Genomic DNA, 16,381 nt, shown 5'->3' on the forward strand with positions numbered 1-16,381 from the left:
CCGGCACGTGCGGCCGGACAGGAGATCGCATTCCCAATGAGCAAACTTTTCGAGGAACTGGACTATCGCCCGACGCCCATCGGACCGGTAATCCTGCGCAGACGCCATATCCTGTCGCTTGGCGAGGATGTCTTCGAGATCATGCTCGGCGAGGAACACCTCATGTCAAGCCTGTTCACGGCGTCCGAGGTTGCCCTCGCACGGCTCGGTCTCGCCGAACTGGAGGGCGAGTCCCTTGATGTCGTTGTCGGCGGACTCGGCCTCGGTTACACGGCGGCGGCCGTCCTCGAACACGATAGCGTCGATTCTCTGATCGTCATCGAGATGCTGGATCCGGTCGTCGATTGGCACGAGCGGAAACTGATTCCGCTCGATCCGCCGCTCGCGGGCGATCCGCGCTGCCGCTTCGTGTGCGACGATTTCTTCGCCCTCGCGTCGTCGCGAAAAGGATTCGATCCCGCTAAGCCCGGACGGCTTTTTCACGCCATCCTCATCGATATCGATCACGCACCCGATCGCCTGCTGGACCGCCGCTCGGGCAGTTTCTATTCACCGGAAGGCTTCGCTCGCCTGGCCGATCACCTGCATCCCGGCGGTATCATGGGCCTCTGGTCGGACGACCGGCCGGACAGTGCTTTCACGGAATTGCTCGCCTCCGTGTTCGGCGAGGCGCGCGCGGAGCCGGTGACGTTCACCAACCCGCTCCAGCACGACCGGGAGTTCACCCAGACAGTATATCTCGCCCGCAAGTCCGCCGCGCCGGCCTGACTTGCACTCGGGTTTCGGTGCCCTGTAGACTGGCGGTGAAAGACATTCTGTTTCGAACAATCCGGATCATCACGATGAAATACCGCAAACTCGGCCGAACCGGCCTGGATGTGAGCGCGATTTGCCTCGGCACAATGACATGGGGATCGCAGAACACCGAGGCCGAAGGCCATCGGCAAATGGATTACGCCGTCGGCCAAGGCGTCAATTTCTTCGACACGGCCGAACTCTATCCGACGACGCCGGCTTCCGCTGATACTGTCGGCGACACGGAATCGATCATCGGTACCTGGTTTGCCGGGCGCGGCAAGCGCGACGACATCGTTCTTGCCTCGAAGGTTGCCGGTGGCGGCCGGGCCTGGATCGACGATGGCGCGAACCTTTCCGCCGCCAAGGTCCGCCGCGCGTGCGAGCGTTCCCTCAAACGCCTGCAAACGGACTATATCGATCTCTATCAAGTGCATTGGCCGGACCGCCAGACCTACCATTTCCGCAAGTCCTGGTTCTGGAAACCTGAGGACCACGACCGGCAGCAGACGCTCGACGTCATCGCCGAAGTGATGGGCGAACTCGATGCGTTGGTGAAGGAAGGCAAGGTGCGCCATGTCGGCCTGTCCAACGAGACGGCCTGGGGCACGATGCAATATTTGAAACTGTCGGAGCAGAAGGGCTTTCCGCGCATTCAGTCGATCCAGAACGAATACTCGCTCTTGCACCGGCTGTTCGACATGGATCTCGCGGAAGTCGCCGCCCATGAGGATGTCGGTCTTCTCGCCTTTTCGCCGCTGGCCGCCGGCTTATTGTCGGGAAAGTACCGGACAGGCGAGGTTCCGGAGGGTACTCGGCTTTCGATGCAGCCGGACCTCAACGGCCGCTACCAGGAGCGATCGAAACCGGCGTTGGAAGCCTATCTGGCGGTTGCCGACAGGCACGGGCTCGATCCGGCCCAGATGGCGCTGGCCTTCTGCCTGTCGCGCCCTTTCATGACGGCTGCCATCATCGGTGCGACATCGATGGAGCAATTGAAGACCAATATCGGCGCGGTCGATGTCGAGCTCGACGACGCCGTGCTGGATGAAATCCTCGAGATCTACCAGCGCCATACGGTTCCGATGTAGGCGATCAGGCCCGTTTTTGCCTGGGCTGCAATGCTGCCGGATCACGTACCGGCAGCGTGGTTCGAAGCAGATCGGTGATCGCGGCTGCATCGACTGGCCGGGAGAAAAGGTATCCCTGGCCAAAATCGCAGCCGAGTTCGGCCAACCTTTCCGCTTGCGCATAGGTTTCGACGCCCTCGGCGACGACATCGAGCCCGGTCTTGCGCGCGATGTCAGCCAGCGCTTCGACGATCGCAGCGCTCGGGACATCGGTCATGAGCTTTTCCACGAAGCTCTTGTCGATCTTGATGACGTCGACCGGAAAATGCAGCAGATGAGTCAGAGATGCGAAGCCGGTGCCAAAATCGTCGAGAGCGACACGGACACCGCGCTTTCGCAGATTGGCCATGGGCTGCGCGACATGGCCTTCCATCAGCACCGTCTCGGTCACTTCCAGTTGCAAGCGATGCGGTGAGAGGCCGGTTCTTTCCAGCGCGGACATCAGCCGTTCCTCGAGATCGTCGGGCCGGAAATCCGCCGTCGCCAGATTGATCGCGACATGCTCGATCGGCAGGCCTTCGTCGAGCCAGTAGCGCAACTCGTTGAAGGCGAGATCGATCATCTGCGCGGTCAGCCGCGAGGTGTTGCGCGCGTCGTCGAACGCCATCTGGAATTCCGATGCCGTCGCGATCCGGCCGTCCGGGCGCCTTATCCGCGCCAGCGCCTCGACACCGGTGATCCGTCCGGTCTCCAGGCTGACCACCGGCTGGTAAAAGGCGATGACCCGGTCCTCGTCCAGCGCTTCCAGCAAATCGCGCGATTCGGCGATACGGCGCAGGATGGTACTCTTGTGGCTCGGATCGAACTGGACATATCCGCCGCGCCGCATCTGCTTGGCGTGGTAGAGCGCCATGTCGGCGTTCTGGCGAAGCTGTTCGGGCGCGGTTCCGTCGATACCGTTGAGAACGCCGCCGATCGTGACACTGGGCGAAAGCGTTCCGTTCTCTGTATCGATCGGCTGGGTGACCGCGTCGAGCGCCATATAGGCTTTTTGCCGCAACGAAGCGTGGTCCTTGCATCCCCGGCAAATGATCGCGAATTCGTCGCCGCCAAGGCGGAACGCGTTGTTCTTGCCTGCAAGCGCGGCGAGTCGCTTCGCCACCGAAGCGATTTGCGTGTCGCCGGCGCAATGGCCGAGACTGTCATTCACGATCTTGAGATTGTCGATGTCGATGAGCAACAGGCCGAACGGAGCCGACAACAGCTCCGGATCGAAGAACGCCGTATCGAATGACCGGCGGTTTCCGATTCCGGTCAATTGGTCGCTATAGGCGAGATACTCGTTATGCGCGTTGATCTCGGCATATTCGAAGGCGATCGCGCACAAATGGACGCAACGCTTGACCAGTTCCTTTTCCGCGTCGTCCGCGCCGCGGTTTTCGCGAAAATAGAAGGCGAAGGTCGCCACTGTGCGACCGTCGCGCGTCTTGATCGGGCTCGACCAGCAGGCTTTGAGCCGGTGCGGCGCGATCAATCCGAGATAAGGCTGCCATTTCGGATCTTTATCGATATCCGTCGTTTGCACGGGTTCCCCGAAATAGGCGGCGGCGCCGCATGAGCCCACCTCCGGCCCGATGGGCACGCCGTCAAGCGCCTCGGCATAGCTGTCAGGCAGGCTCGGCGCCGCGACCGGTCGGATAAGACCGTTCTCGATGCGCACGATTGTGCAGACGGCGTCCGGCGCAATTTGCTCGGCCTCGCGGCAGAGGAGGTCGGCCACGCTGTGGAAGTCGCTGCCTGTCGCGACCGCTTCGAGAATCTTGCCCTGAAAGGCGGAAAGCTTGAGTTGAGCTTCCAGTGTCATCGGCACCTGCCTGTTCGTATCTGCGTCGCAATGCATCATGCGCCCGTTACAATTAGGTTTACTTCAACAGGTATTTCTTCACGAAAATCCCCTACATTTAACTTAAGGCTGCGAAGTCGGGAGGTTGCGTCAACTATGTGAGTGCTGCCAAGATCTCGGGATCTATTTCAGGTGACAGACCCTGATGCCCCGCCGCCGCGATCAGTTCGGCCATCGGCACCTTGCCGTCGGGGCCGAGGAAAAGTCCTTTGACGAAGGCTTGCGCCATCACCTTGTCGCCGCGTTCCATGCGATGCTCAATATAGAGCCACTTCTCGTCCCAGCCGATTACACGCGTGGTCAGGTCGAAACGATCGAAAACATTGATCGATCGCCGGAATCCGATCCTCGCCGTCGCGATGACCGGATACCATTTGCGCGACCGCATGACCGGCAGGAGCCCCGTGCGCAGGATCAGGTCCAGCCGGCCGAGATCCATGATGGTGAGATAGCGGCCATTGTTCATGTGCAGGTTGGTATCGAGATCGTTCGGCCAGCAGCGCAGCGTTACGCGCCCTTCCGCCAGGACGTCCATATGGCCACGCTTCCTCGAACCCAGCAGGACCTGGAGCAGGCGGAGGATCAGGTTCATGGCGGTGGTCCTTCGTTCCGATAGGACCGCTCTAACGTTTACGTAAAAGGAAGTCGAGACGCTGTCGCCGCCGTTTTACGCAGCGGATTTACGCTCTGCCCGGCGTCCTGAGCCGCGCACGGACATATTTGCCTGCCGATCGGTAATGGCTTGGCCCCGCCGCCTCTGCCCATCGCCCGGGCGTCCAGTCGTTGTTGGCGCCCTCCATCGGCCCGCCATAGAGCTCAACGTCGCTCTTCGATGCCATGAATGCCAACAGTTGCTCGTGCCCGTTCTTCAAAAGCGCTTTTGCATCGGCCCAGCCGAGGGTCGATTGCGCCTCGCGAAGCATGGCGTTGTAGGCTTTCAACTGGTTCCACTTGTAGCCCTCGGCTGGGAAGTGGACCGCTTTTCCCGACTGGCCGTCACGATACCAGCCCAGAAACAGTTCGATCCAGTGCGCACGATGACCAATCACGTCCTTGATCGAAGTGCCGCCGCCATCCTTTGCGAGCGCGACGGTCTCTCCGATCTCGTCGATGAGCGCTGTGAGCCTGGCGTATTCCTTGCCGGTTATGGCGATCAGTTGGTCTTTGCTCGTTGCGGCCATGGAGCGTCTCCTCGTCCTTGAGAGGATCGAGTCACCGTCATGTACCGGCATTGACCAGCGTCAAGTCATGCAGCTCTTTCGCCAGCGCTTCGCTCGCAAACCTGAGAAGATCGCATAACCGTGTCGACCGGGGTGGTTCGCCGTGTTACACATAGACAGGCTTGTCGACCCGTTCTCCCGCCCCGAAAATCCGAAGATAGCGCTCGATCTCCGCCGGATCGCCTGTCGCCTTTCTCGGATTGTCCGACAGCTTGACCGCCGGCTTTCCATTGGCTTCGGTGACCTTGCAGACCAGGGAGATGGCGCGAAGCTGGTCATTGCGGCGCGGCGCGCAATCGACAAAATCATTGGTCAGATTGGTGCCCCAGCCGAAGGCCATGCGCACCTTGCCTTTGAAGTGTTCGTGCGTGCTTACGATCGTATCGACATCCAGACCGTCGGAGAAGATCAGGATTTTCTGTGCCGGGTCGCGGCCCTTTTCCCGCCACCAGTCGATGATGCGTTCGCCGCCCTCGACCGGCGGGGCCGAGTCCGGCCGGAAACCGGTCCAGTCGGCCACCCAGTCGGGCGCGTCCTCGAGAAAAGCCGCGGTTCCGAACGTGTCGGGCAGGACGATGCGCAGATTGCCGCCGTAAAGCGCGTTCCAGTCTTCCAGCACCCTGTAATTCGCTTGCGCGATGCCGGCGTCGGTCTCCGCCAGCGCTGCGTAGACCATTGGCAGTTCATGCGCATTGGTGCCGACGGCTTCGAGGTCGTTGTCCATCGCGAGAAGCACGTTCGAGGTGCCGGTGAACGCGTCGGGAATGCCCTCCTGCAAGGCTTGCACGCACCAGCGCTGCCACAGGAAGGAGTGCCGCCGCCGCGTGCCGAAATCCGAGATCGACAGACCATCGAGCGCCTTCAACCGCTCGACCTTCTCCCACGTCTTCGCCTTGGCGCGTGCATAGAGCACGTCGAGCTCGAACGGGCCCATGCCGCGCATCGCCGCGCGCGAACGCAACTCGTTGACGATGGCGAGCGCCGGGATCTCCCACATGGTCGTGTGCGTCCACGGCCCGTGGAAATCGAGTTGGAACTGGCCATCCTTCACCGAGATCTCGTAGTCGGGCAGCTGAAAGTCGGCCAGCCAGGCGAGGAACTCCGGCTCGAAGATCTGCTTGCGCCCGTAGAACGTGTTCCCGGCGAGCCAGATATGCTCCTTCTTGGTCAGCCGGACCGACCGTGCGTAATCGAGCTGGTCCCGCAACTCGTCGATGTCGATCTCCTCGGCGAGCCGGATAGACGTCGTTCGGTTGATCAGCGAAAAGGTCGCATTCACATCGGCATGCTGCTTCCAGATCATCTGCAGCATCATCAGCTTGTAGAAATCCGTATCGAGCAGCGACCGGACGATCGGATCGAGCTTCCAGGTATGGTCGTGTACACGCCTTGCGATATCGAGAACGCGAAAAACCATCGTGTCGTCCTAGAGAAGATGCACGCCGGCGGCGCGCATCCGCTCGGTCATCGCCGCGAGTGACCCGTCCAGGTCGATCGCGCGGCAAGCCTGCATGACAACAGAGGTCTTGAAACCGCAGGTCACCGCGTCAAGCGCCGAGAAGCCGACGCAAAAATCTGTCGCCAGCCCGCAAAGCACGACCTCCCCGAACCCCCGCTCTTTCAGGTATCCGGAAAGGCCTGTCGGCGTGTCATGGTCGTTTTCGAAGAAAGCCGAGTAACTGTCGATCTCCGGTCGGAAACCCTTGCGGATCACGAGTTCCGCCGTCGTCCATTGGAGATCGTCGTGGAATTGGGCGCCTTTTGTCCCCTGCACGCAGTGGTCTGGCCACAGCGTCTGCGGTCCGTAGGAGGCCTCGATGGTCTCGAAAGGTTGTTTGCCTTCATGCTGTGATGCGAAAGAGGAGTGACCCGCCGGGTGCCAGTCCTGCGTCAGGATCACGTGGTCGTGGCTGTCGATCAGGTGGTTGACGAGCGGTACGATCTCGTCGCCGCCGCCGACGGCGAGCGCGCCTCCCGGACAGAAGTCGTTCTGCATGTCGATGACGATCAGCGCCTTGTGCGCCATGGCGGCCTCCCTTTGCCGGTGGCGGTTGCCAAACGAATAGGACACGTAAAGAATAATGAAAAGACCGGCCGGCGCATCGCCGTCCGAAACCGCCGGCATGATGGCCTATTCCCTCGAATTTGCGGGTTTTCCCGAACGAATTGGTAATGCGGCGACCTGATAATGCAGCGCAACAAAATTCGCACCGAGATACATGCGCAGCAACCATCCCGATCTCTTTCTTGCCGTCGACACCAATGGACGTGCGGCCCGGTTCCTGTCGACACGTGCGACGATTGCCGCGGCGATCATCGGCCTGTTTCTCGCCGTCGGCGGCGGCACCTGGGCGGTGCTCGCCTCACATGATCCGGAACGGCGCGGGTCGGGGGCGGTCGAGGAACCGGTTTTCTTCACCAGTTCCGTCAGTCGCGAAAGCAGCCAGGGCTTCGACTTCTACGAGGGAATCGAACCGAGACCGATGGATATCTGCCGCGGGCGGCAATCCGAGAACTGCACAATCGACGGCAACACTTTCTGGCTGAACGGCGTGCGCTTCCGTCTCGCCAATGCGGCCGTCCCTCGGGCGGAAGGTCGCTGCATGCGTGAAGCGGCGCTCGGCCGCGAGGCCGTCGAGACGCTGAAGCAATTGCTGGATGGCCGCACGATCGAGATCCGCAGCAAGGGCCGCGACAGACAGGCCCGAATCCTTGCCGTTGTCGAAACGCCCGATGGCGATGTCGGCCGCAATCTCGTCCGCTTCGGCGTCGCGGTTCCATGGAAGGGCCGCGAGGAGCCGCGCGAGACCTGGTGCGAGTAGACCCTTATCCGGGTTTGCCTTTCTCAAGGAGCGGGCCAACCACCTCGATTCGGTTCGTCCAGACATAACCGTCGAATCCATCCGGTATCTGTCGAAGTTCCGCCTCGCTATCGATGCCGTGTTTCGTGGTCGAATTAAGGTATTCGACGGCTACGCCCAACAGGCCCGCACCTCTTCCGGCAACCCCGCCGGAATCCGTTCGAAATCCTCCCCGTTCACATGCCGCCTGAGCGCCGACGCGACGGTCCCGAGCGCTTCCTTCGCATCCGCCATGAAGGCGTCGAAGTCGCGCGAGGCGGTGAAATACTCCTGGGGTATCGGCACATGTCCCGTCTAGGCCACAGGCCTATGTCCGGCAATGCCGCGAAGCTGACCCGCCGGTCGCTTGAACGAAAAAGTAAGACCTCGGCCCGCAGGCTCGCATCACGATTCGAACCGGAACGCGTGCCATGGCCACCATCGACGCAAAACGCGGAAACGCCACCTCCCGCTCGCGGTCCAGCAGTCGCCTGCCGTGGCGCACGGCGCTTTTGCTGGTCGCCTGCTTCTCCATTGGCGCGGGCGTTGCGGTGATGCTGCGCCATGTGGACGGTATCGAACTCTCGCGCGTGGGCGCGCTTGTCGACCACATGACCACCAGCGCCTATACGCCTTCCGCACCGCCGGATTTCTCCGCCACGGTAGCGCCGCGCGCCATGCCGATTTGTGGCGTGGGCCGCGGGGTCGATTGCGACACGATTTGGCTCGCCGGCGAAAAGATCAGGCTCGTCAATATCGATGCGCCCGAGGTGAAGGGCCGCTGTCGCGCGGAAACGCAGCGCGCTGCTGCCGCCACGCGCGCACTCGCGCGCCTGCTCGACGGCCAGCCGATCCGCATCGTCCGGCAGGGACAGGACCGCTATGGCCGCACACTGGCCGCGATTGCGACATCCGCCGGCGATGCCGGCGCGCTGCTTGTCAGCAATGGCCTCGCCGTCTCGTGGCGCGGCCGCCGCGAGCCGGTGGGAACCTGGTGCGGAGCCTGAAGCGGAACCTTTCGCCAGGCTCGCCGGTTATGGACACACGTTCCACCAAGCCGGGAGACCGCTATGCGCCGCACATCCTTCTTGATCGTCATCGCCGCCACGACCGCTTTGGCCGCCCCGGCCAACGCCCGCTCCACATGCGGCTTCATTGAGGAAATGCAGCCGGGCGAGACGCTTGAACAGCTTGCCGAGCGCTGTGGCACCGAGCCGGGGGAAATCCTGCGCGTCAACGACGCCGATACGGTTGCCGACCTTCCCGAAGGCAAACTGAAAATGCCAGTCTTCGAAGAGGATGCAGTCGATGATTTCCTTGGCAGGGCGCGGATGGCCATGGATGATGCCGGACGGAACATCCGGGATGCGGCCAATTCAGCCGGCAAGACCGTCTCCGACTATCTGGCTGACACGCCGGATTTCAGTCGCGAGATCGCCGAGTTCGGCGATCGCATCGGCTTGCCTGGCGTCGATGCCCAGCCGTCGCGCGGTCCCGAAGTCGACGTCGAGAAAAAGGATGACGGCAAGTTCGAGGTCGAGGCGTCCGGCCTTCCCGGGAACAAGGACGTCAGGATCGGCCTTCGCCGCGGCGACAGCCTGACCATGCTGGATACGGTCGAGACCGACGCTGCCGGCAAGCTTTCGGCCGAAATCGAAGTCCCCGCCAAAACCGTCGAGGCAGGCGGCGACGCGGTCATCGTGGTCGAGACGGCCGACGAGCGCGTGCGGCTCGTCTCGGATGTTCTGGCGCTCGACTAGGGCAAGCCCCTAGTGCAGCACGATCTCGCCGTCCACGCGGCGAAACTCGCCGGGCTTGATCAGCCTTTGGTGCGAGTAGCGCACAGAATGCAGCGGGCCGTCGAGATTGTTCTCCCAGAAATCGAGAAATCCGTACATCTGTGGAAACTCCGGAGCCAGGTCGTAGTCCTGCCAGACATAGGTCTGCAGGATGCCCGGATGGTCCGGCATGCGATAGAGGATATGGGCTGTTGTCAGCCCGTAGCCTTCCAGTTGCAATTCGAAAGCGCTCTTGCCTTGCATTGCCACTCCTTTTCGGACTATTGCACCGAAGAACGCTACGAAAAAATCTGATTCTGTCAATAATATCAGCTTGTTAGCAGCCCATACGGGCGAGTGCTGATTTTTTCTTTCGCTCCTCTTGAATCCGAAAATATCCGAAACCAGATTTCCGGCGCGCGAAGCCGCGATCCGGATCGCGCGCCAGCCGCCGGTTCGAAGGGAACGGCGGCCGGCGGAACTCTCTTCAACATCGTTTGTCCAGGAGGAAAACACGCATGAAGTTCCGTCCATTGCATGACCGCATTCTGGTCCGCCGCATCGAAGCCGAGGAAAAGACGGCCGGGGGAATCATCATTCCCGATACAGCCAAGGAAAAGCCGTCCGAGGGCGAGGTTGTCGCTGTGGGCTCCGGCGCGCGCGACGAGAAGGGCGCGATCCAGCCGCTAGACGTTCAGGTTGGCGACCGCATCCTGTTCGGCAAATGGTCCGGCACCGAGATCAAGCTCGAAGGCACGGATTACCTGATCATGAAGGAATCCGACGTCATGGGCGTCATCGAGGCCGAAGCCGCGGCGAAAAAGGCCGCCTGAGCGTAACAAGGGAAAACGAAAATGGCTGCAAAGGAAGTCAAGTTTAACGTCGAAGCGCGCGAGAAGATGCTGCGTGGCGTCGACATTCTCGCCAATGCCGTGAAGGTCACGCTCGGCCCCAAGGGGCGCAATGTCGTGATCGACAAGTCGTTCGGCGCGCCCCGCATCACCAAGGACGGCGTCACCGTCGCCAAGGAAGTCGAACTGGAAGACAAGTTCGAGAACATGGGTGCGCAGATGGTGCGCGAAGTTGCGTCCAAGACCAACGATCTGGCCGGCGACGGCACCACCACCGCGACCGTCCTCGCCCAGGCGATCGTCCGCGAGGGCGCCAAGGCCGTGGCGTCGGGCATGAACCCGATGGACCTCAAGCGCGGTATCGACAAGGCTGTCGACGCCGTCGTCGCCGAACTCAAGGCCAATGCCCGCAAGGTCTCGCAGAACTCGGAGATCGCCCAGGTCGGCACCATCTCCGCCAATGGCGACGCCGAGATCGGCAAGTTCCTCTCCGAGGCTATGGAAAAGGTCGGCAATGAAGGCGTCATCACCGTCGAGGAAGCCAAGACCGCCGAGACCGAGCTCGAAGTCGTCGAAGGCATGCAGTTCGACCGCGGTTACCTGTCGCCCTATTTCGTCACCAACCAGGAGAAGATGCGCGTCGAGCTCGACGACCCCTACATCCTGCTGCACGAAAAGAAGCTCTCCAACCTGCAGGCCATGCTCCCGGTCCTAGAGGCCGTGGTCCAGTCCGGCAAGCCGCTTCTGATCATCGCCGAGGATGTCGAGGGTGAGGCGCTCGCCACGCTCGTCGTCAACAAGCTGCGCGGCGGCCTCAAGATCGCCGCCGTCAAGGCGCCGGGCTTCGGCGACCGCCGCAAGGCCATGCTGCAGGACATCGCCATCCTCACAAACGGCACCTTCATCTCCGAGGATCTCGGCGTGAAGCTCGAGAATGTCACGCTCGACATGCTCGGCAAGGCCAAGAAAGTGGTTATCGAGAAGGAAAACACCACCATCGTCGATGGCGCCGGTGAGAAGTCCGAGATCGAAGGCCGCGTCAACCAGATCAAGGCCCAGATCGAGGAAACCACCTCCGATTACGACCGCGAGAAGCTGCAGGAGCGCCTTGCAAAGCTTGCTGGCGGCGTTGCGGTCATCCGCGTTGGCGGCGCGACCGAAGTCGAGGTGAAGGAGAAGAAGGACCGTGTCGACGACGCCCTGCACGCAACCCGTGCGGCCGTCGAGGAAGGCATCCTGCCGGGTGGCGGCACCGCGCTGATGCGCGCCGTCAAGGCGCTCGAAAGCGTCGAGACCGCGAACCACGACCAGGAAGTCGGCGTGAACATCATCCGCCGCGCAATCGAGGCGCCGATGCGCCAGATCGCCACGAATGCCGGCGCCGAAGGCTCCGTCATCGTCGGCAAGGTCCGCGAGAAGTCCGACTTCTCCTGGGGCTGGAACGCCCAGACCGACGCCTTCGAGGACCTGTTCGCGTCCGGCGTGATCGACCCGCTCAAGGTCGTGCGTACCGCCCTTCAGGACGCAGCCTCCGTCGCCGGCTTGCTGATCACCACCGAGGCAATGGTCGCCGAACTGCCTAAGAAGGAAGCCCCGATGCCGGCCATGCCGGGCGGCGGCATGGACTTCTGATCCGGCCTCAAAGCCTCTGACAGACAATCGACCCGCGGGAACCTTCCCGCGGGTTTTTTGTTGCACTGCGGTAGACTTGCCCTAGCTCAAGGACAAGAATGAGCCTCTCGCGCGCTTTGCGGCGCGGCCACGCCATTACAAACCGCTGCAAGGATCGATGCCGGAAGAGATCGTCGAAACCGCCGAAGAAGCCATAGTCGACACCTATATGCTGGCGTCCCTCTGGGCATGGCCGCTCATACTGCTTGCCGTTGCGATCTTCGTCGGATGGGCCGTCCATGCGCTTCTGTGGCGAGCTCTCGCGCGCATGCTGCGCCGCAGTTCATGGTGGCGGCAGGCGATCGGCCGTGCGCGCAGTCCCGCCCGCCTCGCCATCATTCTGCTCGCTGTTTCGGTGGCGGTCTCCGCCTCCGGCTTGCCGATGGAGTTCAAGGGCGCGGTCTCCAGGACGATCTCGGTCATCATGATCGGGCTGATCGGCTGGACGGCGATCCTGCTGACCAATCTCTTCACCGACCGGTTGATGCGCGGCCATCGCCTTGAAACGGAAGATGGCGAGGACAACGTCCATGGCCGCAAGGTCGTGACGCAGGTCCGCGTGCTGCGTCGAACAGCCAACATCCTGATTTTCATCATCGCCGCCGCCTCCGTGCTTTTGACCTTCGACAGCGTTCGCCAATATGGCGTCAGCCTGTTCGCCTCCGCCGGTGTTGCCGGCCTTGCCGTCGGCTTCGCCGCCCGCCCGGTCCTTGCCAACCTGATCGCCGGCGTCCAGATCGCGCTCACCCAGCCAATCCGGCTGGAGGATGTCGTCATCGTCGAGGGCGAGTGGGGCTGGATCGAGGAAATCGGCGCGACCTATGTGGTCGTGCGTATCTGGGACTGGCGGCGCATGGTCGTGCCGCTGTCCTACTTCATCGAGAAGCCGTTCGAGAACTGGACCCGCGAAGGGACCTCGATCATCGGGGCGGTCACCTGGCATGTCGATTACTCGGTGCCGGTGGAGATACTGCGCGCGAAGCTCATCGAATTCGTGGAGTCTTCGTCGCTCTGGGACGGGCAGGTCGCCAAGATGCACATGACCGATGCGAACGACAAGACGATCGTCGTGCGTGGCATCATGAGCGCACGCAACTCGATCGCCACTTGGGAACTGCGCTGCGAGATCCGTGAAAAGCTGATCGCCTGGCTGCAGGCCGAATATCCGCAGGCCCTGCCGCGCTTCCGCGCCGAGATCTCCCGGTCGGGCACCGAGGAATATCGGGAAGATATTCCCGATGGCGCCCGCGCTCCGGTCTCCTAGTTCTTGTCCAGTTGCTCTTCCAGGTCCGCGCAATGGTCGCGCGTTTCGCTGCGCTCCGTGAAGCGGATGAAGTCGAAGGGCAGGCCTTCGCCCTCTATGTCTTCATAGTCGGCGAAGCGCTGTGCGTCCTCCGTCACCTCGAATAATCCTATCGAGACAGTGTCAGTATTTGGCGCCTTTGTTTGCAGGATGAACGGCACGCCCCAGTCGCTGCGTACATGGCCCGCACCCGCGATCAGGACCGCACCGTCGCTGCGCCCGGCGTCCAGCATTGCCGTTGCCATGGACAGGTCGCGGGCAAGCTGGACGTCGATCATCGGCGCGATCGCCTCTTCGGGCAGCAGATCGCAATGGGCGGCCATCAATTCCTCTGCCAGCCCTGCGCGCGTTTCCTCGGGATAGGTGACGTCCGATTCAATGGTAAGAGATTGCTTTCCAATGTCGCGGATCACGCTGCGGTCCAGATCGCCGGCGACAAGGGGGAGGTCGAGTTCCAGCGCGCCTTCGACGATCGGGCGGTAGATGGCCCAGTCCGGCCAGCCGCGTTTCGTCCAGCGCAGTTCCGCGCCAAGTGCGTCGAGGTCTGGCGCGGGCGCTGCCATCGCCGCGTCGAGAACCGGTTGCAGGCTTTTCGGAACCATCTCGAACACCACCGCCGGCTCGCGGCCGGCCTCCGCCATGGTGCGGATGATGTCCGCCTGGATCGTGTGATGCACCGAATTGGTGTGGATTTCGCCGACAAGCACGAAATCCGCAGCGATCGCCCGCGCCTCGATATCCGCGTAAGTCGTCTTCGACCCGTCGCCGGTCCATGCGGTGCCGTCCAGGGGATGGCTCCAGGCCGTCGTGTGAAACGCCGTCAGGCAGCCCATTATGACTGCAGCCGAAAGCACGGGGCGTATGGGCATGATCACTCCTATCGTGGTCCTGTCGCGATGCTTGTCGAAGCAATCTGGAAAACAAGTGCCACATGTTCAAGTGGCCGTAACGTCAGTGCTTTTTTCCGAGTTCCTCCGCCAGCATGTCGAAGACGAGGCGCACGCGCCGGCTGGTGTTGAGCTCGCGATGTGTCGTCAGCCAGATCGGAACTTCCATCGGATGGAAATCCGGCAGCACGCGGCGCACGGTCGGTTCACTGTCGCCGATCCGTTCCGGCACGATGCCGATCGCCACGCCGGCTTTGACCAGTTCCCAGTGGACGAGGTGGTTGGCGGTCAACACCGGAAAGTTCGCCGTCGACAGCGAAAGCCCCATCCGGTTCAACCCGTCAAGCATCACCGATGTCGTGTCGAAGCCGATGAAGTCCGCGCGCGACAGGTCTTCCGGCATCGCGGGATTGCCGATCCGTTTCAGGTAGCCGGGCGCGGCGTAGAACCGGGCGAGATCGTCGCCCACTTTCTTCGCGATCAGGTCGGGCTGCGTCGGACGGAAATTGCGGATGGCGATATCCGCCTCGCGCCGCTTAAGGTCGATCGCGGCGTTGGAAGCGACGATTTCGACCTCGATACCCGGCTGCTCCCGTCTCAGCCGCGCCACGACGGGCGGCAGCAGAAAGGCCGAGTAGATCTCGCTCGCGGTTATGCAGATCGATCCCTCGATGGACTGAGCCTGACCGGAGGCGGCGAGCGAAACGAGGCCCGCGGCGTTGCCCATTGCGCGCACATGGTCGAGCAGTTCCAGACCCGCCGGCGTCAGCGTCAGTCCGCGTCCGGCGCGCTCGAACAACACGACGCCGAGTTCGCCTTCCAGCGCGTCGACCTGCCGGCCGAGCGTCGGTTGCGCCATGCCAAGCGCCCGCGCCGCGGCGGACAGCGAACCCTCTTCGGCCGTGACGAGAAACGCCCGGGCCCGGTTCCAGTCGAACTTCACGGAACGCCAATCCATACGAAAATGCATATCAGAACGCAGTAATTGGTCAATTTAATATGCGTGAGTGCATGGGTATATCCGCATCAACGCAATCGATCCTGTTGGAGAAACCATTATGAAAGCCGCCCTTTACGAGAAATACGGCGATGCAGGTGTCCTGTCCGTCGGCGATGTCGTCCGTCCGGAACCCGGCAAGGACGAGATCCTGGTCAAGGTCTATTCCGCCGCCGTCACCACGGCCGACTGGCGCCTGCGCGCCTCCGCCTTTCCGGGTGTCATGTGGCTTCCCGGCCGTCTGATGTTCGGTCTTCGCCGCCCGCGCAACCCGATCCTCGGCAATGCCTTTTCCGGCCGTGTCGTTTCGCGCGGATCCGAAGTCGAGCGGTTCCGGCTTGGCGACGCCGTATTTGGCTTCGCGCAGGGAGCCCATGCGGAATATCTCGTCGTCAAGGCCGATGGCGCTGTGGCGCATAAACCGAAAGCAATCACTTACGAAGAGGCGGCAGCCGTGCCCTTCGGCGCGATCTCGGCGCTGGTGTTCCTTCGCGATTTCGCGAAGGTGAAACCCGGCGAAAAGGTTCTCGTCAACGGCGCGTCCGGCGCGGTTGGCGTGTGGGCGGTCCAGCTTGCCCGCTATCTCGGCGCAAGCGTCACCGGTGTCGCCGGCACCGATAATCTCGATCTGGTGAAATCGCTCGGTGCGGGAAAGGTCGTCGATTACCGGCGTGAGGATGTTGCCGATACCGGGACGGACTTCGATGTGGTGCTCGATCCGGTCGGCAAGCTGCCCTACTCCGTCGCGAAGCGGGTGCTGAAGCCCGGCGGGCGCTACGTGCCGCTCGAGTTCAGCGGCCGCGAGATGATCCAGGCGCTGGTCGCGAAGCTAACGGGCGGACCGAAGATCGTGCTCGCGATATCGAACGACAGCCGCGATGATCTCGAATACCTTGCCGGTCTGCTCGACAAAGGCGAAATCCGGGCCGTGGTCGACAGCCGTTTCCCGCTGGGCGACATTGCCGACGCGCACCGGCGTGTCGAGACCCGGCACGTGCGCGGCTCCGTGGTGCTGTCGCTTGAAACCCCCGAAGCGACAGCCGTCGCTGCCTGAGACGGAGGAGAT

At 62.3% G+C, this 16,381-nt stretch carries 18 protein-coding genes; 9 read left to right on the forward strand and 9 right to left on the reverse strand.

Annotated elements, in window-relative coordinates; translation table 11 throughout:
* Window positions 1–36 precede the first annotated feature (36 nt).
* The gene (locus LC343_RS19425; RefSeq protein WP_223478833.1) at window positions 37–768 is read left to right on the forward strand and encodes a polyamine aminopropyltransferase; all 732 of its coding nucleotides are present in this window, start codon (window positions 37–39) and stop codon (window positions 766–768) included.
* A 74-nt stretch (window positions 769–842) separates the two neighbouring features.
* Window positions 843–1,886 (forward strand): aldo/keto reductase, encoded by a 1,044-nt coding sequence (locus tag LC343_RS19430; RefSeq protein WP_223478834.1) that lies wholly within the window; start codon window positions 843–845, stop codon window positions 1,884–1,886.
* 4 nt (window positions 1,887–1,890) lie between these two features.
* On the opposite strand, the gene LC343_RS19435 is transcribed toward LC343_RS19430, so the two are convergent.
* The 5 genes from LC343_RS19435 to pncA form a co-directional block, all read right to left on the reverse strand.
* Window positions 1,891–3,729, reverse strand: coding sequence for a bifunctional diguanylate cyclase/phosphodiesterase (locus LC343_RS19435; RefSeq protein WP_223478835.1), 1,839 nt, complete (start codon window positions 3,727–3,729; stop codon window positions 1,891–1,893).
* Window positions 3,730–3,862: 133 nt separating this feature from the next.
* Complete coding sequence (locus LC343_RS19440) at window positions 3,863–4,360, reverse strand: thioesterase family protein (protein WP_223478836.1); 498 nt, start codon at window positions 4,358–4,360, stop codon at window positions 3,863–3,865.
* A gap of 88 nt (window positions 4,361–4,448) precedes the next feature.
* On the reverse strand, window positions 4,449–4,949 hold the full coding sequence (locus LC343_RS19445) for a ClbS/DfsB family four-helix bundle protein (protein WP_223478837.1): 501 nt from the start codon (window positions 4,947–4,949) through the stop codon (window positions 4,449–4,451).
* A gap of 145 nt (window positions 4,950–5,094) precedes the next feature.
* Window positions 5,095–6,405 (reverse strand): nicotinate phosphoribosyltransferase, encoded by a 1,311-nt coding sequence (pncB, locus tag LC343_RS19450; protein ID WP_223478838.1) that lies wholly within the window; start codon window positions 6,403–6,405, stop codon window positions 5,095–5,097.
* A 9-nt stretch (window positions 6,406–6,414) separates the two neighbouring features.
* On the reverse strand, window positions 6,415–7,014 hold the full coding sequence (gene pncA / locus LC343_RS19455) for a bifunctional nicotinamidase/pyrazinamidase (protein ID WP_223478908.1): 600 nt from the start codon (window positions 7,012–7,014) through the stop codon (window positions 6,415–6,417).
* A gap of 193 nt (window positions 7,015–7,207) precedes the next feature.
* Here pncA and LC343_RS19460 point away from each other — a divergent pair, with 193 nt between their 5' ends.
* Window positions 7,208–7,810: a thermonuclease family protein gene (locus LC343_RS19460; RefSeq protein WP_223478839.1), complete on the forward strand. Its 603-nt coding sequence runs from the start codon at window positions 7,208–7,210 to the stop codon at window positions 7,808–7,810.
* 150 nt (window positions 7,811–7,960) lie between these two features.
* Here the strand turns inward: LC343_RS19460 and LC343_RS19465 are convergent, their stop codons facing one another.
* Complete coding sequence (locus LC343_RS19465; protein ID WP_223478840.1) at window positions 7,961–8,134, reverse strand: DUF2267 domain-containing protein; 174 nt, start codon at window positions 8,132–8,134, stop codon at window positions 7,961–7,963.
* Between the two features lie 125 nt (window positions 8,135–8,259).
* On the opposite strand from LC343_RS19465, the gene LC343_RS19470 reads away from it, so the two are divergent.
* Together LC343_RS19470 and LC343_RS19475 are read left to right on the forward strand one after the other, a co-directional pair.
* Complete coding sequence (locus LC343_RS19470; protein WP_223478841.1) at window positions 8,260–8,835, forward strand: thermonuclease family protein; 576 nt, start codon at window positions 8,260–8,262, stop codon at window positions 8,833–8,835.
* Between the two features lie 63 nt (window positions 8,836–8,898).
* Window positions 8,899–9,588 (forward strand): hypothetical protein, encoded by a 690-nt coding sequence (locus LC343_RS19475; protein WP_223478842.1) that lies wholly within the window; start codon window positions 8,899–8,901, stop codon window positions 9,586–9,588.
* A 9-nt stretch (window positions 9,589–9,597) separates the two neighbouring features.
* On the opposite strand, the gene LC343_RS19480 is transcribed toward LC343_RS19475, so the two are convergent.
* On the reverse strand, window positions 9,598–9,870 hold the full coding sequence (locus LC343_RS19480; protein WP_223478843.1) for an usg protein: 273 nt from the start codon (window positions 9,868–9,870) through the stop codon (window positions 9,598–9,600).
* A gap of 254 nt (window positions 9,871–10,124) precedes the next feature.
* Between LC343_RS19480 and groES the strand changes: the two genes are divergently transcribed.
* The 3 genes from groES to LC343_RS19495 all read left to right on the forward strand — a co-directional run bounded on the left by groES (window position 10,125) and on the right by LC343_RS19495 (window position 13,392).
* Entirely contained in the window at window positions 10,125–10,439 is a 315-nt protein-coding gene (gene groES / locus LC343_RS19485) for a co-chaperone GroES (protein ID WP_223478844.1), read from the forward strand.
* Window positions 10,440–10,460: 21 nt separating this feature from the next.
* Window positions 10,461–12,089, forward strand: a complete 1,629-nt coding sequence (gene groL, locus LC343_RS19490) for a chaperonin GroEL (protein ID WP_223478845.1) — start codon at window positions 10,461–10,463, stop codon at window positions 12,087–12,089.
* Between the two features lie 157 nt (window positions 12,090–12,246).
* Window positions 12,247–13,392: a mechanosensitive ion channel family protein gene (locus tag LC343_RS19495; protein WP_223478846.1), complete on the forward strand. Its 1,146-nt coding sequence runs from the start codon at window positions 12,247–12,249 to the stop codon at window positions 13,390–13,392.
* On the opposite strand, the gene LC343_RS19500 is transcribed toward LC343_RS19495, so the two are convergent.
* Window positions 13,389–14,300: a ChaN family lipoprotein gene (locus LC343_RS19500; RefSeq protein WP_223478847.1), complete on the reverse strand. Its 912-nt coding sequence runs from the start codon at window positions 14,298–14,300 to the stop codon at window positions 13,389–13,391. The two genes, LC343_RS19495 and LC343_RS19500, sit on opposite strands and share 4 nt — an antisense overlap.
* An 82-nt stretch (window positions 14,301–14,382) precedes the next feature.
* Window positions 14,383–15,276: a LysR family transcriptional regulator gene (locus tag LC343_RS19505; RefSeq protein WP_223478848.1), complete on the reverse strand. Its 894-nt coding sequence runs from the start codon at window positions 15,274–15,276 to the stop codon at window positions 14,383–14,385.
* A gap of 100 nt (window positions 15,277–15,376) precedes the next feature.
* Here LC343_RS19505 and LC343_RS19510 point away from each other — a divergent pair, with 100 nt between their 5' ends.
* A complete protein-coding gene (locus LC343_RS19510) occupies window positions 15,377–16,369 on the forward strand; it encodes an NAD(P)-dependent alcohol dehydrogenase (RefSeq protein ID WP_223478849.1) in 993 nt (330 codons plus the stop codon).
* Window positions 16,370–16,381 lie beyond the last annotated feature (12 nt).

Source organism: Oricola indica (genome assembly GCF_019966595.1).
Classification (GTDB): Bacteria; Pseudomonadota; Alphaproteobacteria; order Rhizobiales; family Rhizobiaceae; genus Oricola; species Oricola indica.

Excerpts from the sequence above, each read along its gene's own strand:
- LC343_RS19460 (WP_223478839.1), top strand. The coding sequence starts at position 7,208 with ATGCGCAGCAACCATCCCGATCTCTTTCTTGCCGTCGACACCAATGGA.
- LC343_RS19425 (WP_223478833.1), top strand. The coding sequence starts at position 37 with ATGAGCAAACTTTTCGAGGAACTGGACTATCGCCCGACGCCCATCGGA.
- groES (WP_223478844.1), top strand. The coding sequence starts at position 10,125 with ATGAAGTTCCGTCCATTGCATGACCGCATTCTGGTCCGCCGCATCGAA.
- LC343_RS19500 (WP_223478847.1), bottom strand. The coding sequence starts at position 14,300 with ATGCCCATACGCCCCGTGCTTTCGGCTGCAGTCATAATGGGCTGCCTG.
- LC343_RS19445 (WP_223478837.1), bottom strand. The coding sequence starts at position 4,949 with ATGGCCGCAACGAGCAAAGACCAACTGATCGCCATAACCGGCAAGGAA.
- LC343_RS19470 (WP_223478841.1), top strand. The coding sequence starts at position 8,260 with ATGGCCACCATCGACGCAAAACGCGGAAACGCCACCTCCCGCTCGCGG.
- LC343_RS19505 (WP_223478848.1), bottom strand. The coding sequence starts at position 15,276 with ATGGATTGGCGTTCCGTGAAGTTCGACTGGAACCGGGCCCGGGCGTTT.
- LC343_RS19475 (WP_223478842.1), top strand. The coding sequence starts at position 8,899 with ATGCGCCGCACATCCTTCTTGATCGTCATCGCCGCCACGACCGCTTTG.
- pncA (WP_223478908.1), bottom strand. The coding sequence starts at position 7,014 with ATGGCGCACAAGGCGCTGATCGTCATCGACATGCAGAACGACTTCTGT.
- pncB (WP_223478838.1), bottom strand. The coding sequence starts at position 6,405 with ATGGTTTTTCGCGTTCTCGATATCGCAAGGCGTGTACACGACCATACC.
- LC343_RS19480 (WP_223478843.1), bottom strand. The coding sequence starts at position 9,870 with ATGCAAGGCAAGAGCGCTTTCGAATTGCAACTGGAAGGCTACGGGCTG.
- LC343_RS19430 (WP_223478834.1), top strand. The coding sequence starts at position 843 with ATGAAATACCGCAAACTCGGCCGAACCGGCCTGGATGTGAGCGCGATT.
- groL (WP_223478845.1), top strand. The coding sequence starts at position 10,461 with ATGGCTGCAAAGGAAGTCAAGTTTAACGTCGAAGCGCGCGAGAAGATG.
- LC343_RS19495 (WP_223478846.1), top strand. The coding sequence starts at position 12,247 with ATGCCGGAAGAGATCGTCGAAACCGCCGAAGAAGCCATAGTCGACACC.
- LC343_RS19440 (WP_223478836.1), bottom strand. The coding sequence starts at position 4,360 with ATGAACCTGATCCTCCGCCTGCTCCAGGTCCTGCTGGGTTCGAGGAAG.
- LC343_RS19435 (WP_223478835.1), bottom strand. The coding sequence starts at position 3,729 with ATGACACTGGAAGCTCAACTCAAGCTTTCCGCCTTTCAGGGCAAGATT.
- LC343_RS19510 (WP_223478849.1), top strand. The coding sequence starts at position 15,377 with ATGAAAGCCGCCCTTTACGAGAAATACGGCGATGCAGGTGTCCTGTCC.